Below are 17928 nucleotides of genomic sequence, written 5' to 3'. Positions count from 1 at the left end.
CGGCAATCGTTTCATGATCTGGAGAATCAATGGCTACCATTGACGATTTCACCAGCCAGTATGGTTTGGTTAAGAAAATTGATGCATTTGGCTATCTCAATCAACTCAAGCAGAACCCAAATATAACACGCAAACATGGCAAAATCGTGTTAGTTACCGCTGATACCCCGCTCAAAGCAAGCCGCGGTGAAGGCAAAACCACAACCACTATTGCTCTTATTGACGCACTGCGCGCTCGCGGTATCGATGCAGCTGCTGTACTTCGTCAACCAAGTATGGGTATTACTGCAGCTGGCTCAAAGGGCGGTGCTTCTGGCGGTGGTAAATCTTCGCTCTCACATCCAGAACTTATTGACTGGGGTCTGTGTGGAGAAATGGCAGCTATTGAAGCGGCACAGAATCTACTGGTATCTTTTGCGGAAAAAGCAATTGATGAAGGCAAACTCGATACCGTACTGGTGCCGCGCGTTTCTGAAGTGCCGTCTCGCTCGCTGCGTTCCATTGTAGTTGATGCTGGCAAAGGTGATGTGCCTGAGCGTATGGTACTTACGCCAACATGCGAGTTGATGCAAATTGTAGTGCTATCCCGCTCTATGCAAGAGTTAGAAACGCGCGTAGGCAATATGGTTGCCGGTACTCTGCAGGACAAGCCAGTACTGTTTAAGGACTTAACTGAGCTGTGGCGTATTACTAATATTCTTACTGATGCCGTAAAGCCAGCGCTAACAGAAACAGTTGCAGGCTCTCCTGTTTATGTGCATGGTGGCCCATTCGCTAATGTTTCTTTGGGTATTCCAACCTTGGTATCCGTAGAAATGGCGCAAACACTGCATGATGTGGTTGTAGTAGAAGCTGGCTATGGTGCTGATGCGGGTGCGCAGAAGTGGCTTGATATTGCATGCCGTGAATATGATGCTCCTTGGCCAAGTGCAGCGGTGGTAGTAACCCGTGCTACTACATGGCGTGATGATGAGGCTTTGCAGTGGCGATACCCATTCCATGTAAATCGTCTGGAGAAGCTTGGTATTCCAACATTCCCAATGATTAATTTATGGGAAGGTGAGGATGATTTAGTTCCAGGATTGCGTGAACTTGCTGCGGAACTTGGATTCCGTACTCCAGTTGCTGGCAACCTCTTCCGCGATGGTGGCGAGGCTTTGGCTTCGCAGCTGGATGCAATTATTGATGTATTGCAGGCAGATGCAGTTCCTACTCCAGGGGCTAGCCATGCTGGAGAAGATGTTCTTGAAACAGTGCGCTGGATTGCGCAGCATGCCTATGGTGTGCCAGCACAGCGTGTAGTAGAGCGTGATGGTTTTGCGCAATCGCTTGACGAAGCTCGAGGGCTTGCTTCCGCACTGGGTAAGGATTTGAATGATTTTGCAGTATGCGCTGTGAAGTCACCTGCCACGATGACGGATAATGATGCGGCTGCCGAACAGGATCGCACGATTACCTTGAAGAAGGTTGAAGTGCGTGCTGGTGCTGGAGTAGTACATGTGAATCTCACAAGTTCGCTTACTACACCAATGCCAAAGATTGTATAGGCGCTGTAGGGTAATGCGATATGCCGTAAGGTACTGACAATGCATAGGCTAAGCTAGTTGCGACACGCCGTGAGTGGCTTCAAGTTGCATCTTATACGATTTTGAGTATAGTTATCTCTCGGTTCAACTAGCCTGCCCCTTTAGCTCAGCTGGTTAGAGCAGCGGACTCTTAATCCGCGTGTCCAGGGTTCGAATCCCTGAGGGGGCACCGATAAGCTACAGTTTCGGCTGTAGCTTTTTTGCTATTTGCTGACTACCGCTGTCGTACTCGGTTGCGTATTGCTTCGCGCCACTCGTATACTGTATCTAGATATTCATTTCTACTTGTAAAAATGCAGTGCAAGGAGGTGGAGCATGCTATCAGTACAAGAAATCGGTGATATTGCTGCTCCCATTGCCAGAAAGGTCGGGGTCAGTGAACTCTATTTGTTTGGCTCTCAAGCAAAGGGCACTGCAACGAGTAGCTCAGATATTGACTTTATTTATGATTTCCCTGAGAATTTAAGTATGAGCGAGCGGGCTCAAAACTCTCGCGCACTGCGTGCTAAGCTTCGCGAAGCGTTTGGTACAGATGTTGATATGATCCGTAAAACGTATTTAACGGAGAAAAAATCAGATCCAATGAGCGAACTTATGAGAGTAGCGTTTGTTTCAGACTTGAACACCTATACCGTATATAGGATTGTGTAGAGATTACCACGAATCACGATATAGCAGTGCTGGCTTCTATCCAGTTCTATCTTTCTCGAGCACAGAACTTCATTGGCGATATGTCGTTTGAATAGTTCTTGACTGATGAACGTACCCAATTTGCGTGCGCTATGGCAATAGCTCAAGCTGGAGAGAAAGTGAAACAATTATCTCAGCAATTGCGTCAGAAAACATCCCCAGCTGATTGGAAAGGACTTACAGGCATACGCGACTGGATTGTGAATGGATATGACGATATAGAGTATGACATTTTATACAATGCCATTACTCAAGATTGTTCTCGCGTCATGAGTCTTATTGCTCGGTTATTAGAGTCATATCCTGTAGATGATACGGTGACGCCATTAGATAACGTGCAATGGTATAAGGATGCAAAGTAGGGTAGTGTTTTTGCGCGTGTAGTCATGAAGAGCTACGCACAGGTACTTTTAAGGCTCTTGAGATTTTGGTGGGGTTTAGGGGAAGATGGTGTTGAGTAGTCTCCAGTTGGGGTTGCCGGCGTATAGGAGGATTCTGGTTCGGTAGTTCGTGAAGTTGGTGAACCCGTATCCGGTGTGTTTGATGTGTTTGATGAGGTTGTTGATGCTTTCGGTTGGCCCGTTGGAGAGTTTCGTGTGGTGTCAGGCGAGGATTTGTGGTTTCCAACGGTTGAGTGTGCGTGCGAGTTGTTGTACTTCTGGTGGGCTGCTCGCGCGTTTGGCTGTGGTGATGAGATGGTCGAGCATGGGTTCGGCTTGCGTGTAGTGGTGTTGTTGGTAGGTTTCCCATAAGCGTTCTTTGATCCGGTAGGTGAAGGCTACTTCGGCGTGAGGGTCGCCGAGTTTGAGCATGCTGGCTAAGCGTTGACTGGTGTCGTGGGATACGTGTTCTTGCGCGGTGATCAGCGTGCGGCGAATACGGTAGAGTGGATCGGTGCCCCGTCCTCGGTGTCCTTGGGTTTCAACTTGCACACGACGGCGTACCCTGTCGAGGGCACGGTTAGCGAGTTGAATAACATGGAAATGGTCAACAATCTGCATGGCAAGAGCCACCAAAACCACTATGAATCCCGTACACAACCCCCTGCTTCCAAGCTCGTAGCGTTCAAAGCAACCACTAACCGGACAAAACGAGACAAAAGGATATTATGCAAGTCAGGTTATGATACACTACCCTTGCACATTGGGTTCGGTAGCTCGATATCGGCTCATTCTCATATTCTAAGGAGCGCATCATGGAAATGAAAATGCTGTATGAACCGGATGCTGTTATGTCGTAGCCTGCAGAAATGAACGCGATTTGGTGTTGTTGCTGCTACTTCTGCTGCTCGTGCGCATAAGTTTCTGACCTAGGAGGGACTATGATAAAGATTTCTCAAGGAGTGCAGTTTGTTGTTGATGGAAATCGCGTTCTAGCAAAGAGGCAGGGTACTTTATGTAGCTTAGCTGGACCCGACGTGCAACAAATTCTAATCCCACTACTGCCTGAGTTGGAATTGGGTTTTAACATCGAGGAATCCTCGGTACTTAAGAACTTTGATGTTCAGAAAACACAAAAGATTCTAGGACAGTTGTTGGGAGCTAAGTACCTTACACTTTGCGATGAGACTGAACATGTCGAAAACAACAATAAATCTCCTGAGTCTTCAAGTTATGCCCCTTCTTTGGGAGTGTTAGGTAGCGAGAAACTCTACCAAGAACTAATCGCTACCTTCACTTCCGCGTTTCCTACTTGTATAGTAAGAAGCTTAGATGCAGCGCATCTACAAGAGGCAACTGAATGTGATATTGTTATATATGTCAACCATGGGATTGATGACTCAACAACCCTCTCCTTGGCCGATTGCATGTATAACATGCATATTAACATTGTTAATGTATCAGTAGATGAAAATAATGTCAAGGCTGGTCCATATATAACGCAAGATACTGGTTGTTTGCGCTGTTATAATTCACGCCGTCTTTCTAATTTGACTTATGCCTACGAGGCTCGATTATTTTCTACTGCAGACAAAATCTTTGAAGATCAAGAGCCTACAGAACTATCGCAAATTGAGGTCAAGTTTTTAGCCGGAATTCTAACTGAACAATGCCAACAAATCGTTAATACGCCTAGCATGTTTCAATCTCCGCTTCAAGAACGGATTATTACTTTTAATTTGTCTACTTTGCAGATTACTACTGAGGAGTTTTATAGAAATCCTCGTTGTTATACATGCGGGCATGGCAACGAAGTTTCAACTGAGGTTAAACAATGGTCTGTTAATCCTTTTTTAAAAGAAGACTAGGATGATAATGACTGACTTACTTTCCCCCAAATTACTTGGTTCTCGATTGGGACTAATCAAAGAAATTACACAATGGCTACCAGAATACGATGATCCTCGTATTTGTGTTGTTGCTGCTCTCGTATCAAATGTAGAGTTTTTAGGCCTTCCTAAATTAGGATCCACGCTCAATAGTGGAGCAGGTATTGACTTCAAGGGAGCCATGCGTGCAGCTATAGGAGAGTCTTTAGAGCGTTACTGTTCTGCCGTCATTCCTGATGATTTGCTACTAAGTTCATTTAAGAATCTAAATGGGAGAGCGACGCATCCCAGTAAGTTTCAATTCTACTCAGATATTCAGTATGAAATGGAAGGTTTCCCCTTTCAAAAGTTTCTTGAGACGAGTGAAATTGCATGGACTGAAGCGGTTGAGATTTCCTCTGGTGAAAAAACGTATGTGCCAGCTTCTACGGTATTTCTTCCTTATTTTGCCAAGCGCGAAGGCGAGGTAAACATTTGGGCGCCAGTATCGAGTGGTCTAGCCTGCGCTAACTCTCCTGAAAGAGCTGTGCTGAGTGGGCTCTTTGAAATAATCGAAAGAGATGCCTTCATGCTTTTCTGGTTGCTCGGTAGAAAAGTTAAAATGCTAGATTGGCACAGTAGTATTGGCTTAGGTCGCTTTGTTACCCAGTACTTCGAGCATAATATTCAATACATACGACTGCTTGATATCACTACAGATATTGGTGTACCAACCGTTTTGGGTGTTTATAACAAGCCAGGTGAAGGTCTATTGGTTGCAGCGGCTAGTCGAGCGACATATGAGGAAGCTGCGAAAAAGACTTTGATTGAATTGGCCCAAGGAAGAATAACTTGGCGAAAGTCATTTGAAAACGCATCAGTACAAGATGTGCTTATTCCATCCTACGATAGCGTTAGAACTTTTGAAGACCACGTTAACTTATTTATTAATCCTAAGATGTCATCTAAAGTGCCGTATTTGTATCCGGAAGAGGCGGTCTCTATTGAGGAGTTGCAAGCTCTGATTGATCCTAACTTGAATACTGTGTTAGGTCTTTCTGCACATTTGAAGAGTAGGGGTTATGAGAGTTATTGCGTTAATTTAACCCAAGAAGAGGCTGCAGAGAGTATGAACTGTGTCTATCGTTCTTTAATTCCAGGTCTATTAGAGATATCTAATGATCACGTTTGGCAGCGTTTGGGAAACGGTAGAATCCTTCAATTTTATAATACAAACAGTGCTACTGATTTCACGTTTCAACCCGATTGTCTTAATCCAATACCTCATCCTTTTCCATAGGAGTTAGTTATGGATAATGAATTTTCATTCACTGAAATAGCTTCAGCTACTGCGCAACTTAGGGAATCTGACGTTCCTACTGTCTATGAACAGTACCATCTTTGTTCATCTTTGGATGAGAGACATTTGGTAGAACTTAGTTCTAGTATTCAACGAGCTGTGTCTCAAGAATCTATTGTTAGTTCCTTTGGAAAGACCATAAGTGCCAAGAATTTGCCTTCTGTCTCGCTTGGTGATGTATCAGATTCTTCATCGCAACAGATAATTGATATTTGGAATAAGCGAAGTTCGACGCGTATTTTTTCTTCAGAACCTGTCAAGCTACATCAGCTATCGACTATTCTTAAATCTCTAGTTGGAACTTCACCAACGCTACAGCACCGTAGTTATGCATCGGCTGGAGCTTGCTTTCCTAATGAGATTTTTGTTAACGTAAGAAATGTAAATGGAGTTTCAGCTGGTTTCTACTATGTAGATTTGAGCAGCATGTCTTTGCGTCTGCTTAAGCAAGGATGCTTTAGACTAACGTTAGATGAACACGAACCAAACGCAGCTTTATCCATTGTTATAATTTCACTGTTTAGAAAAATTACTTACAAATATGGTGAGCGTGGCTATAGATTTTCCCTGCTTGAAGCAGGTGCCATGACACAGATTGTCGAAACAACAACAAACCTCATCGGTCTAGGTTCTGTTAGCTCTGGTGGCTTTAGAGACGATATCATTCTCAAATTGGCTGAACTTAATACTCCACAAGCTGGCGTCATGGCTGTGGTACATGTTGGGAAAAAGGAGTAAAATGAGACTTTGGAAAACAGCAAAGATTCTTGATGAATCACATATTACAACTGTGCTCATTCTCCCAGCAGGTTCGAAGAACGATACATTTCCTCATGCACACCATTTGCTTGAACACTTAATTCTCGAAATGGAAATGCCTAATGGAATTACATTGCGAGAATATTTAGACATAAAGGGTATCGAATCTAGGGCAGCAACTTCTCGCGATTTGATAACGTTTGCTTTTATATCACCAGCAACGAAACAGCATGCATGTTTCATTGAAGAGGTTTTCTCGAACATCAGGTCATCTCAATGGGATAAAAAAACAGAGAGCAGCGTTGTATCAACTTTAGAAAATGAGATGTTCGCTATTCCTTCGAACATGATAAAGGCTGCACGGATTAGTGCTGAATTCTCATATTGGGGTGAAGTCGCAAATCTTGATCCTTCATACGTTCACACAACGATGAACAAGGTTTCAAAACAGCTTCCAAGTTACTTGATGACGCTTATAAACAAATCACTGATACTGATTGACGATCCAACCAATTTACTTTACGAGTCTATGCTCAATAAAATTACAACGGTTGAAGATAGCTCGCACAAATCAGAATCTTGCGAAGCACCATTTCAAAATCAGAATACAGCTTTTCAAGTTCCTGCACGTCCAACCAATTTAACTTCAATTGTTTTTGGTCTTCGTAGAAAATTATCCACTCTTGAGCAACTATCTATGCTCGCAGTTTCTTACTCTCTTTCTCGAGGCATGAGGAATGGGATCCTTTGGCATGATATTCAAGCTAAACAACTTGCTTTATATCATCTATTAGCGTGGTTCCAAGCCACATCTAGCGATGCAATTCTTACAGTTGATTGGATTTCACTTCCTGATAAGGAGCTACTAGTTAAACATGCAGTGCTCAATATTCTAAATCAGCTCACAAAGAATCCGAATTTGTTAAAGAAAGAGCTTCCGTTTGCGATAAAAGATATTCGGGCTCAAGGTCAAACTGTAAAAGAAATGCCTGTGGTTGAACGACTTAAAGCAATGGCACCAGAAATACTTGATGGAAACGACAATCCTAGCTATGAAGGCCTTTTTAGTCAGGTTGATAAAATTACCGTAAATACATGCTTGAATCTTTTAACTGAGTTTATGGAAAGTCCTCTCCTGTTTATTAATCAAAAAGGACGAGCGCAATTTCAGAAAAACATTGAAGGACATAAATATGAGTTTAACAATTGACAATCTTGTTGTTCAATATTCAAAGCAGTCAGATCCTGCCTTGCGTATTGAACATTTAGAGATATATGAAGGTGTTATTGCTGTTATCGGCGAGAATGGTGCTGGGAAAAGTACGCTGTTTAAAACGTTGCAAGGCTTCTTGCTGCCAAGTACCGGTGCTATTTCTAAAGCTGGTCAATCGAGTAAGTTCTCATCAGTTCAAGTCTTTCAGTCAGAGCAATGCTTCGAGCATGTAACCGTGAAAGAATGGATTGAGTTTCAAGGTCTTCTTCGAGGGATGGAAGTGTCTCCTTCTGAGATTGCTACTTGTGTTGAGCACGCTCAGCTGCAGGGCAAAGAAAAGCGATTAGTTAATAAACTATCTGGTGGTCAACAGCGTAAGCTGAACTTACTATGCGCGTCATTTGGAAATCCAGACCTCATCATTCTTGACGAACCAACAGCAGGACTAGACCAAGAAGCGCGCAAAGAATACTGGACGACAGTCACTGCATATCGTCACACTCATTCTAATACTATACTGTTTAGCAGCCACTACATGGATGAGGTAGAAGAAAATGCAGATCAAGTCATTCTTCTCAGTCATGGACAGGTAATTTCAAGTGGCTCCCCAAAAGAGCTTATCGATAATCTTCACCTCGAATACGTTGCTACTGTTCCTCAACAGAAAGTATCGCTCTTCAACCTTAATAAAATCAGCTACACTATTGAGGGTGAGCACTGCGTTTTCTATATAGCAGATGCTGACGGCTTCTTCTCTACGTACGGTTCTATGAGTGAGCTCATTAAGCAAGGGGTTCAGCTCCGACTTCCTGATATGTCTGACGTATATACACTGCATTATAAGGAAAGGGCTCACAGTGCGTAAGCATCTAAAACTTATCTCTATCTTTTTGAAAATGGAACTACGTAACAAGGCGTTTCTTGTTCCTTCTTTTGTCTTTCCACTCCTCATGCTGACGTTGATGTCTGTCGCGGGTAGTAAAGACGGCGCAAGAGAAGGCATGACCTATGCGAGCTTCCTCACGCCTGGCATTCTGTGTATGGCCTATGCTGCGGTGGCTCTCGTTGCCATTCCGGTTATGCTCTCTTCTTACCGAGAAAAAGGACTTTTACGGAGTTTTAAAACCTCTGAGCTATCAATGAGTAGCATCATCTTTGCTATCATCGTCTCACAACTTGTATTTATGGTACTTCAAACCGTCTTGTTATTAGCTTTTGCTCACTTCGTACTACAAGCCGAATTTAATCTTATCCCCGCGAGCTGGATGGCAATACCCGTGGTTTTAATAGGACTCTTTTCGTTACTATCTTTTGGTTTTTCCATTTCCTCATTTCTTCCAACATCAAGGTCTGCGACCATGGTTGGGAATCTCAGTAATCTTGTTGCTATTTTTCTTGGTGGCGTATTCTTTCCGACCGATGTATGGCCATCATTTATACAACCAATCATCTGGATAAACCCGTTGACTTGGATAATTGAAGCACTTAGGAAATCTGTGCTCTACGGCACCATGGAGCTGGCGAATATGTGCATTGAGTTAGGAGTTCTTTTCGCAATTGGCGTAGTCTGTTTCTTCCTTGCACTCAAGCTATTCAAATACGAATAAGATTCAAGCAATGGGACCTCGGACGAAAAGTTGGAGGTCCTTTTCTGCCTATATGCCACTTTTTGTTAAAATCGTATACTGCATCGTAATGAGTCGGCGGACAGGTGGGTGACTGATGTGAGCATTACATTAGAGATTCCAGATATTGATAATGACGCTTTTGCTAATGCCGGTGTTGCTGCTCGTGATGCTGGCACAAGTCTTGTCGATGATATTCGTGCATATATCAACTCCTAATACGCTATTATAAGGAAAACCCCTCATGTCCTGTCTACAGATGTAGTGCTGCATTCTCGAGAAGATGTAAGCGCATATTTTGATTCTTTAAGGATTCTTGGGATTTGAGGATGTTTGGTGTGAGTGTTTGTGGCAAAAGTGGCTAGTTTGGAATATCAGATGTTTCAAATCGTACGGAATAAAGCAATGCACTGTACCCCAAATGTTGGATTGTTTTATTGTATCGGTGTGGTGGGATTGGGGTGTGTTTTGCGGTATTGGCTTGGTGTCATGCCGTTGAGTCCTTCTTGGATTCTTTTGGTGTTGCACCAGTGGACTCAGGTCGGATTGCTTGTTTGAGTTCATGTAGCGTGGTAAACGTGTGTTGGTAGAACAGTTCGGTTTTAATGTGAGAGAAGAAGTTTTCTGCTAGAGCATTATCGTGACAGTTGCCTTTGCGTGACATGGATGGTATCGCTTGGTGTTTGATGAGAATCTTCTTCCATGCTGCACTCTGGTATTGCACTCCCTGATCGGTATGCACGAGTAATCTTGGGGCGGGTTGAGCTCGTTTGAACGCGTGGCGTAAACTCTCATTGGTCAGGTCACAATTCGCTGACGTGCCGAGAGCAAACCCGAGTACACTATGGTCATACAAGTCAATCACGGGAGACAAGTAGAGTTTGTGCTTACCTATGCGAAACTCACTGACATCGGAAACCCACGTATGATTCGCGTGTGGAGGACGGAACTTGCGATCCAGTATATTAGGCACGATTCTCGATACCGTTCCCCGATACGCGGTATAGCGTTTACGTGCACGCACCCGACATACCAAGCCTTCCTCACGCATGAGTTTTATCGTGAGTTTACGACTCACACGCACCCCTTGACCCTGCAAGGCTAGACGGATACGACGATGCCCATACCGACCATGAGCACGCTCAAACACCGTCCTCATCATCTGCCGCAATTGCGCATACTTATCCGGCCGATCCAAACGCGCAAGATGATAATAATACGTCGAACGAGCAAGACCCACAGCCGCTAACAACTCTGATAATGGATACTGGGACTGTAACTGGGCTATCACGCGTGTCAATACTCGCGAGCCCGAGCCAAGTCCCTTAACCCTTTTAAAATCGCATGCTCCATCTCCAGCTTATACAGCCGCTTTCGTAACCGGTCAATCTCATCCCGCTGCTCCTGCACCACACGATCCCGAACCTGCTCCTGCGCTCGAGCCTGCTCCTGGGATTGCAATTGAGGTTGAGAGCGAGGGGTACTCGGGCGTCTGCCACGAGGCTTGTTATGCAATCCCGACTCGCCTTCCAGCCTATACACGCGCACCCAATGATGGACCGTTGATGGGGATGCAAGCTGTAAATCCTTAGCAATACTCATCGCGGTTTCACCCCGCAAAAACCGAGTAACCGCCTCAAGCTTGACCTCAAAAGGATACCGTGTTTGCACTGGCTTATTCATAAGCACTAGTCTGCCATGAAGCCGCCAACGATTACAAACATCCTGAGCAGAACCAAGATTACAACTAACAATACGAGCAGCCTGACCCCAGCTCACCCCAGACTCAAACAAATCCGACAACTGCTCACGCATCCGAGCAGTCATCCTCTTACCAGCCAACACCACACCCTTTCCCAAAAGAAAAACAAAACACAGTCCAACTTTCGGGAGACAGTGCACAGCTATTCAATCCAGTACATAATACGAATGCAGGCTACCAAAACCTGCTAGTTTACTACTAGCAACCGGTAGTAAGCAATACAACCACCCTCGCACCCCAAGAGTCGCTTTACTACCCACCCTATCCAAAGAATTATATTAGAATTCAACGTATTTGCAGTCATGAAGAGCTGCGCACAGGTACTTTTAATGCGAATTGGCGCAATGGCTAGGTTATACTTGATAGATTATGTGTGGCATTAGGCAAAAAGTGCTGCTAGGTTATGCTTAAAAATAAAAACGCCTAGTAACAAAGTATTATTCGATAGACTGCAAGAGTCCCCAATTCTAACTGTTCCAACGAAGGATACTTATGAAATTTGCAGAACTTGGAACCAGTGGTGTTGTGGCTTCTCGCGTAGCACTTGGTGTTATGCGTATTCACGAAAAGTCAGCACAAGAGGCAGTAGACATTGTAAATGCTGCTGTTAATTCTGGTATTAATTTCTTTGATACCGCAGACTGTTACACCGATGGCGAGAGTAGTCGTGTTCTCGGGCGTGCGTTGAAGGACGCTGGTATCGATCGCAATAGTATTTACTTGCAGACAAAGTTTGGTATTGTTGCTGGAAAGCGTTATGACTTTTCTAAGCAGCATCTAATTGACGCTTTGAACTATGAATTAGAGAATCTTGGCGTCGATTATGTTGATTTTGTGCTGTTGCACCGCCCAGACACTTTAGTGGAACTTGACGGTTTGGCTGAGGCATTCAATGAGCTGTACAATGCTGGCAAAGTTCGTCATTTTGGTGTAAGCAACGTCAATCCTTGGCAGACCGAGCTCTTGCAAAGTGCTGTTGAACAAAAGCTAGAGGTCAATCAGTTGCAATTTGGTTTAGGTCATACCGGCATGATTGAGCAGGAATTCCATGTGAATATGCGTGATGATTCCAGCATTGACCATGATGGTGGCTCCATTGCATACACTCGTTTGAAGAAGATGACCATTCAGGCTTGGAGCCCATATCAGTATGGCTTCTTTGAGGGTGTATTTATTGATAATCCAAAGTTCCCAGAGCTTAATGCAAAGCTTGAAGAAATAGCAACGAAGTACCATACCACTAAGAATGCTATTGCTACTGCTTGGATTTTGCGTCATCCTGCTCGTATGCAAGTGATTTTGGGATCGATGAATCCTGAGCGCATTGTACAAATGGCTGCAGGCGCTGATGTCACCTTGGATGCGCAAGAGTGGTACGATCTGTATTTTGCAGCAGGCAATGATTTGCCATAATGCAAGATAACACGCGTTAGCGTTTAGTAAATAACTAATTGGCTGCTTTACAACGGCGCTAACGAGTTAAGAATTATTGATAAGCTGGCTATAGATGCTATAGTCAGCTTTTTGCTTATAAGCTCCAGTTATACCGACATGCAACAGTAGCTAATATCATACTGAAGCCGGTTTTACGCTATGCTGTGTCTAACAGTTTCGAAACCTATGCAGCACCAGTACACAATATGCCTGGCATGTGCTGCCGCAGTATGTTGCCATATATGCGCAATCAATATATGCACAACCATACGAAGTACAACTACAAAGCATACCTACTACTGTATTCAGCTATCAATACGCGGAAATATCAATGCGCATAACCATTGATAACACGTAACTATTGATAACACGTAACTATTGATAGTGCTGATAGCGCGAACGGATATGTTCAAACTCATATCAGCTGCCCTGACAAGGCTTACACATAGCTTCTGGAGGAATGATGACCCAGCACACTACTGACACCACTGGCGTAACTGCAAACCGAGAGCCTGTTTCAACACCATTGCAAACCTCAGTATCTGGTTTCCCTAGAATTGGTGCACATCGAGAGCTTAAACGCGTGATTGAACGGTATTGGAAAGGCGAGTGTAGTATTGAGGAAGTGCGCTCACAAGCCCAAGAATTGCGCAGGACGCATTGGCAACTGCAAGTAGATGCTGGTATCGATTTTATTCCTAGCAATGATTTCAGTTTGTATGATCAAGTGCTTGATACGGCTGTGCTGCTGAATGCTGTTCCGCAGCGATACGCACAGTTGCAGTTTGAACAGCCAGAAGATACGTATTTTGCAGTAGCGCGAGGCTATCAGGGTGCGCATGGCGATATTGCAGCGCTGCCTATGAAAAAATGGTTCACCACCAACTATCATTATATTGTTCCAGAAATCGAATCTGTGGATCAGATTGCAGTTACTGGCACGAAACCATTTGATGAGTTTATTGAAGCAAAAAACCTTGGTATTACTACTAAACCAGTGCTTATTGGTCCTTTTACTTTCCTGAAACTTGCGCGGGATGCTCAGAACCAGCCTTTGTCATATGATGAGCGCACGCTAACTGCTTTTGTGAAAAGCTATGTAGAGATTATCGCGCGTTTTCAAGAACTTGGCGCTCCTTGGGTGCAGCTTGATGAGCCTTGGCTTGCGCACGGCGTTGACGAAGTAGATCTTAATGCATTGCGCGCTATCTACGAGCAGATTGTGCGCAACAAGGGAGCAGTGAAAGTACTAGTTAATACGTATTTCGGGCATATTGCAGATTCGTATAAGACTCTCGTACAGCTCGGTATTGATGGTATTGGTCTTAACTTTGTTGAAGGACGCCAAGATAATCTTGATATCTTGCAGCAGGTTGGTATTCCTCAGTCAGTTACATTATTTGCAGGTGTGGTTTCTGGTAGGAATATTTGGCGCAATAATTATGAGCTTACGCTTGGCGTGGTAGATCAGTTGCGTGATATTACGCAGCAAGCTCATGCTAATTTAGTTATTGCTACAGGCTGCTCGCTACTGCATGTGCCATATACTGTCGAACTGGAAACACAATTAGATTCCGAAATTACTCAACATTTCGCTTTCGCGCAGGAAAAACTCGGCGAGCTGGTGCAGCTGGGGCGCTTGGCTACATTGTCAGCAACTGATCGTGAAAAGGATAGCGAGTATCGTGCCAACCGCAGTTTGCATAGTGGCAATCGTGTGGCAACAGATGAGCAGATCCGTAATCAAGTTCAGCAATTAGACGATAGTGATTTTGTGCGCTTGCCGCATAGGCAGGAGCGACTGGAGATCCAGCAGCAGGAATTTGATCTGCCACTATTACCAACTACAACGATTGGCTCATTCCCGCAAACCGCGCAAGTGCGCAAAGTGCGAGCGCAATACCGCAAGCATGAACTGACGGATGAGCAGTACACGCAGTTTATTCAGCAGCAGATTGATGAAGTTATTGCTCACCAAGAGCGCATTGGGCTTGATGTGCTCGTGCATGGTGAGTTTGAGCGCAATGACATGGTGGAGTATTTTGGCCAGCATTTGAATGGCTATGTATTTACGCAATTTGCGTGGGTGCAGTCGTATGGTACTCGTTGTGTGAAGCCTCCGGTTATTTACGGTGATGTCTCACGCCGTGAGCCTATTACGGTGGCATGGAGTGAGTATGCGCAGGCTCAGACCAAGAAGATCGTTAAAGGTATGCTGACTGGTCCGGTAACTATTTTGAATTGGTCGTGGCCGCGTGAGGATATTGCTCAACGTGAGCAAGCATTACAAATTGGTTTAGCGATACGCGATGAAGTATTAGATTTGCAAAAGCACGGTATTCGCATTATTCAAATTGACGAAGCTGCATTGCGTGAGAAGCTGCCTTTGCGCCGTAGCCAGTGGCATAGCGAGTATTTGGATTGGGCTATTGCAGCATTCCGCCTTGTGCATAGCAAAGTGGATCCAACTACACAAATCCATACACATATGTGCTATTCGGAATTTAATGACATTATTACAGACATTGATGCTATGGATGCCGATGTTATTTCTTTTGAGGCATCACGCGGTGAACTTGTAGTGCTTGATGCGATTGTGCAATCCGACTTCCATACACAGGTTGGTCCTGGTGTATATGATATTCATTCGCCTCGTGTGCCTGCCGTAGATGAGCTTGCGCAACGTATCCGCACGATTGTATCGAGAATTGATAGTAGCCAAGTATGGGTTAATCCGGATTGTGGCTTAAAGACTCGCGGTAATCAGGAAACGTGGCCAGCGCTTGAACACATGGTTGAAGCAGCTGTGCAGGTGCGTCAAGAGTTACAAAACAGCGGTAAGTGAGTATGACAGTACAGCCAGTAAGACGGTGTGCTGTACACATTGTGACAGTACAGCCACCTGTAATTCGGCAGTATGTCGTTTTGTGAGTAAGTAGGAAAGGTGAAACGCTATGTTTTCGCTTGAAATTTTTCCGCCGAAAGCCTCCAGTCCTGTTGGTACGCTGTACGACACGTTGGATGGACTTGAAGGAGTCAAGCCTTCGTTTATTTCGGTGACGTATGGCACTGGATCTGATACTGATTTGCTGAGGACTGCGCGCATTACGCATACTATTAAACATGAGTATGGTATTGATTCTGTAGCGCATTTAACGGCACTGTATGCTTCACGTGAGCAGATTGACCGTACGGTTGACGCGTATGTAGAAGCTGGAGTAAGTGCTGTGCTTGCGTTGCGCGGTGATGAGCGTGCTGGTATCGAGCCAACTGGGCAGTTTCAGTACGCGAGCGATTTGGTTTCATATATTGCTCAGCGCTATCCGCAGCTTGCTATTTATGGGGCTTGCTACCCGGAAGGGCATCCGCAGTCCATATCAATTCAAGAAGATGTAGATCATTTGAAGTTCAAAGTGGATAGTGGTGTCAGTCATCTGATTTCACAATTATTCTTTGATAATAATGATTTTTATCGTTTCCTTGAACGCACACAAAAAGCTGGAATCAATGTGCCTATTCATGCAGGTATTATGCCGATTATTCAAGCGCAGTCGGCGTATCGTATGACGCATATTTGCCGTTCTCGTATTCCAGCTAGAGTGCAGCGTTTACTTGATCGCTGGCATGATAATCCGCAAGCATTGGCACAGGCGGGCATTGTGTATGCAAGTGAGCAGATTGCAGATTTGCGTGCTCAGGGCGTGGAGCATATTCATTTATATACGATGAATAGACCATGTATTGCACGAAAAATCTGGCAAAATATACATGATTTCATGTGAACTGCATGCAGATGTAGTGCGATTATATGGACAGATGCATAGCAATGCCAAGTAAATACTGCGATGTACCGATGTAGTTGATGCGCAGATGTAGTGCGATGTGCGGCAGCTAGGGTGTAGGTATTATGCCCTAGCTGTTGCCATATGCGGTTAGGTATTTGGTAGATATTTTGTAAGTGCTTGGTATGTATTTGGTATATACCACTTTGCTATGGCTGTGTTGTGCTCGAAGAGGTAAATAAATAAGAGTACAGTCAGTAGTATGTGTACGACTTTTGTATTACCAACTTCAGCTGGAACATTTGCAGGAAGAAATCTTGATCTTGATATGCATTTCGGTGAGCGAGTGGTGCTTACTCCACGTAATGTGCCAATCGCATTTCGCAATGGTGCTACGGTATCGACACATGATGCGCTATTAGGCATGGCAACTGTAGCGCAAGACTATCCTTTATATGCGGAAGCAGTGAACGAATCCGGTCTGTATATGGCAGGATTGTATTTTCCAGGATCAGCGCATTATGTTGCACGTGAAACATTACAGAGTGCAGACCATGCTCAAACAAGCAGCAATACGAGCAATAATGGTAGTGGTAGCGACAGCATCGGAGATGGCGACGGTAGTGTTAGTGGCCTTGTTGGGGTTGCATCATTTGAACTGATTACCTATACGCTCACTCAGGCGCATAATGTTGAGCAAGCGCGCGAATTATTAAATCATTGCGCTATTACCGACGAAGTATTTGCTCCACAGATGCCAGCAGCGCCCCTGCATTTCTTCTGCGCAGACCGTACTGGTGCAGCCATCGTTATCGAACAAACTGCCGATCGCATTGCAATATATGACAATCCAGCACATGTATTGACCAATAATCCTCCGTTCCCATTCCAATTAGAGCATTTACGGTATTTTATGGGGCTTAATACAGTAGCTCCAGAGAATACGTTTACAGCCAAGGCCAGTGATGCTTTAACTCTTGCGCCTAATGGCGAAGGTTTTGGGCAACTTGGTTTGCCAGGAGATTCCACACCAGCCTCACGTTTTATCCGTGCTGCTTTCCAAGTGCAGCACTCTAGCGCAGTAAGCACGCGGCAAGAAGCAGTAACACAGGTGCTGCATTTGCTTGATAGCGTGTTGATGGTGAAAGGCTCTACAATTAATGCACACGGGCGTGAAGAATACACCATGTATAGCGCCGCTCTTGATTTAGAGCATTTTGCATACTATGTCACCACCTATGAAAACCGCAGAATTATGGCAGTTGAACCACAAAGCGCGGCTCTTGATGGCAATCAACTTGTGCAGTTTGCTCTGCAATCCGAACCTGATTTTGACAAACTCGGTAACTAAGCTCCTCCATGCGCGTTACACTATTGCCTAGTTTGTGTGATACATCAGCGTTGTATACCACACATTGACAGACCGAAAAATACGAACATACGCATTGCTTAACTGCTTACTCAGTGAG

15 protein-coding genes, 1 tRNA gene and 1 pseudogene are annotated in these 17928 nt (G+C 44.5%); 14 read left to right on the top strand and 3 right to left on the bottom strand.

The features are described 5' to 3' along the window. Window positions 1-29: 29 nt before the first annotated feature. The 4 genes from IEU85_RS06475 to IEU85_RS06460 all read left to right on the top strand — a co-directional run bounded on the left by IEU85_RS06475 (window position 30) and on the right by IEU85_RS06460 (window position 2638). Window positions 30-1547, top strand: coding sequence for a formate--tetrahydrofolate ligase (locus IEU85_RS06475; RefSeq protein ID WP_188355442.1), 1518 nt, complete (start codon window positions 30-32; stop codon window positions 1545-1547). 134 nt (window positions 1548-1681) lie between these two features. Continuing rightward, window positions 1682-1755 (top strand) — tRNA-Lys (locus IEU85_RS06470). 146 nt (window positions 1756-1901) lie between these two features. After that, window positions 1902-2237, top strand: coding sequence for a nucleotidyltransferase family protein (locus IEU85_RS06465; protein ID WP_188355441.1), 336 nt, complete (start codon window positions 1902-1904; stop codon window positions 2235-2237). Window positions 2238-2335: 98 nt separating this feature from the next. Continuing rightward, complete coding sequence (locus tag IEU85_RS06460) at window positions 2336-2638, top strand: HepT-like ribonuclease domain-containing protein (RefSeq protein WP_188355440.1); 303 nt, start codon at window positions 2336-2338, stop codon at window positions 2636-2638. 75 nt (window positions 2639-2713) lie between these two features. Here the strand turns inward: IEU85_RS06460 and IEU85_RS06450 are convergent. Then, window positions 2714-3277, bottom strand: a pseudogene (locus IEU85_RS06450) (ISL3 family transposase). 320 nt (window positions 3278-3597) lie between these two features. On the opposite strand from IEU85_RS06450, the gene IEU85_RS06445 reads away from it, so the two are divergent. Genes IEU85_RS06445 through IEU85_RS06420 form a run of 6 tightly spaced genes read left to right on the top strand, consistent with a single transcriptional unit; the run spans window position 3598 to window position 9463 of the window. Then, entirely contained in the window at window positions 3598-4524 is a 927-nt protein-coding gene (locus tag IEU85_RS06445; protein ID WP_188355438.1) for a TOMM precursor leader peptide-binding protein, read from the top strand. 7 nt (window positions 4525-4531) lie between these two features. Continuing rightward, window positions 4532-5824, top strand: coding sequence for a YcaO-like family protein (locus IEU85_RS06440; protein ID WP_188355437.1), 1293 nt, complete (start codon window positions 4532-4534; stop codon window positions 5822-5824). Between the two features lie 9 nt (window positions 5825-5833). Further along, complete coding sequence (locus IEU85_RS06435) at window positions 5834-6622, top strand: SagB/ThcOx family dehydrogenase (RefSeq protein WP_188355436.1); 789 nt, start codon at window positions 5834-5836, stop codon at window positions 6620-6622. Between the two features lies 1 nt (window position 6623). Then, a complete protein-coding gene (locus tag IEU85_RS06430; RefSeq protein ID WP_188355435.1) occupies window positions 6624-7853 on the top strand; it encodes a hypothetical protein in 1230 nt (409 codons plus the stop codon). Further along, window positions 7837-8721, top strand: a complete 885-nt coding sequence (locus tag IEU85_RS06425; protein WP_188355434.1) for an ABC transporter ATP-binding protein — start codon at window positions 7837-7839, stop codon at window positions 8719-8721. The genes IEU85_RS06430 and IEU85_RS06425 overlap by 17 nt, the downstream gene beginning before the upstream one ends. Next, window positions 8714-9463 carry an ABC transporter permease gene (locus IEU85_RS06420; protein WP_188355433.1) on the top strand — a complete coding sequence of 250 codons (750 nt, stop codon included), beginning with the start codon at window positions 8714-8716 and terminating at the stop codon, window positions 9461-9463. The genes IEU85_RS06425 and IEU85_RS06420 overlap by 8 nt, the downstream gene beginning before the upstream one ends. Before the next feature lie 505 nt (window positions 9464-9968). Here IEU85_RS06420 and IEU85_RS06415 read toward each other — a convergent pair. Further along, window positions 9969-10772, bottom strand: coding sequence for an IS3 family transposase (locus tag IEU85_RS06415; RefSeq protein ID WP_229714808.1), 804 nt, complete (start codon window positions 10770-10772; stop codon window positions 9969-9971). 5 nt (window positions 10773-10777) lie between these two features. Continuing rightward, window positions 10778-11323 (bottom strand): helix-turn-helix domain-containing protein, encoded by a 546-nt coding sequence (locus tag IEU85_RS06410; RefSeq protein WP_188355431.1) that lies wholly within the window; start codon window positions 11321-11323, stop codon window positions 10778-10780. Between the two features lie 412 nt (window positions 11324-11735). On the opposite strand from IEU85_RS06410, the gene IEU85_RS06405 reads away from it, so the two are divergent. The 4 genes from IEU85_RS06405 (at window position 11736) to IEU85_RS06390 (ending at window position 17810) form a co-directional block, all read left to right on the top strand. Next, window positions 11736-12656 (top strand): aldo/keto reductase, encoded by a 921-nt coding sequence (locus tag IEU85_RS06405; protein ID WP_188355430.1) that lies wholly within the window; start codon window positions 11736-11738, stop codon window positions 12654-12656. Window positions 12657-13140: 484 nt separating this feature from the next. Next, window positions 13141-15522, top strand: a complete 2382-nt coding sequence (metE, locus tag IEU85_RS06400; protein ID WP_188355429.1) for a 5-methyltetrahydropteroyltriglutamate--homocysteine S-methyltransferase — start codon at window positions 13141-13143, stop codon at window positions 15520-15522. A 109-nt stretch (window positions 15523-15631) separates the two neighbouring features. Further along, entirely contained in the window at window positions 15632-16459 is an 828-nt protein-coding gene (gene metF, locus IEU85_RS06395; RefSeq protein ID WP_188355428.1) for a methylenetetrahydrofolate reductase [NAD(P)H], read from the top strand. 262 nt (window positions 16460-16721) lie between these two features. Then, window positions 16722-17810, top strand: a complete 1089-nt coding sequence (locus IEU85_RS06390) for a linear amide C-N hydrolase (protein WP_188355427.1) — start codon at window positions 16722-16724, stop codon at window positions 17808-17810. Window positions 17811-17928: the final 118 nt, after the last annotated feature.

The sequence above is a fragment of the Galliscardovia ingluviei genome (assembly GCF_014635685.1).
GTDB lineage: Bacteria > Actinomycetota > Actinomycetes > Actinomycetales > Bifidobacteriaceae > Galliscardovia > Galliscardovia ingluviei.
The sequence above is the reverse complement of the archived record's forward strand: the minus strand, read 5'-3'. Positions and strand labels throughout refer to the sequence as shown.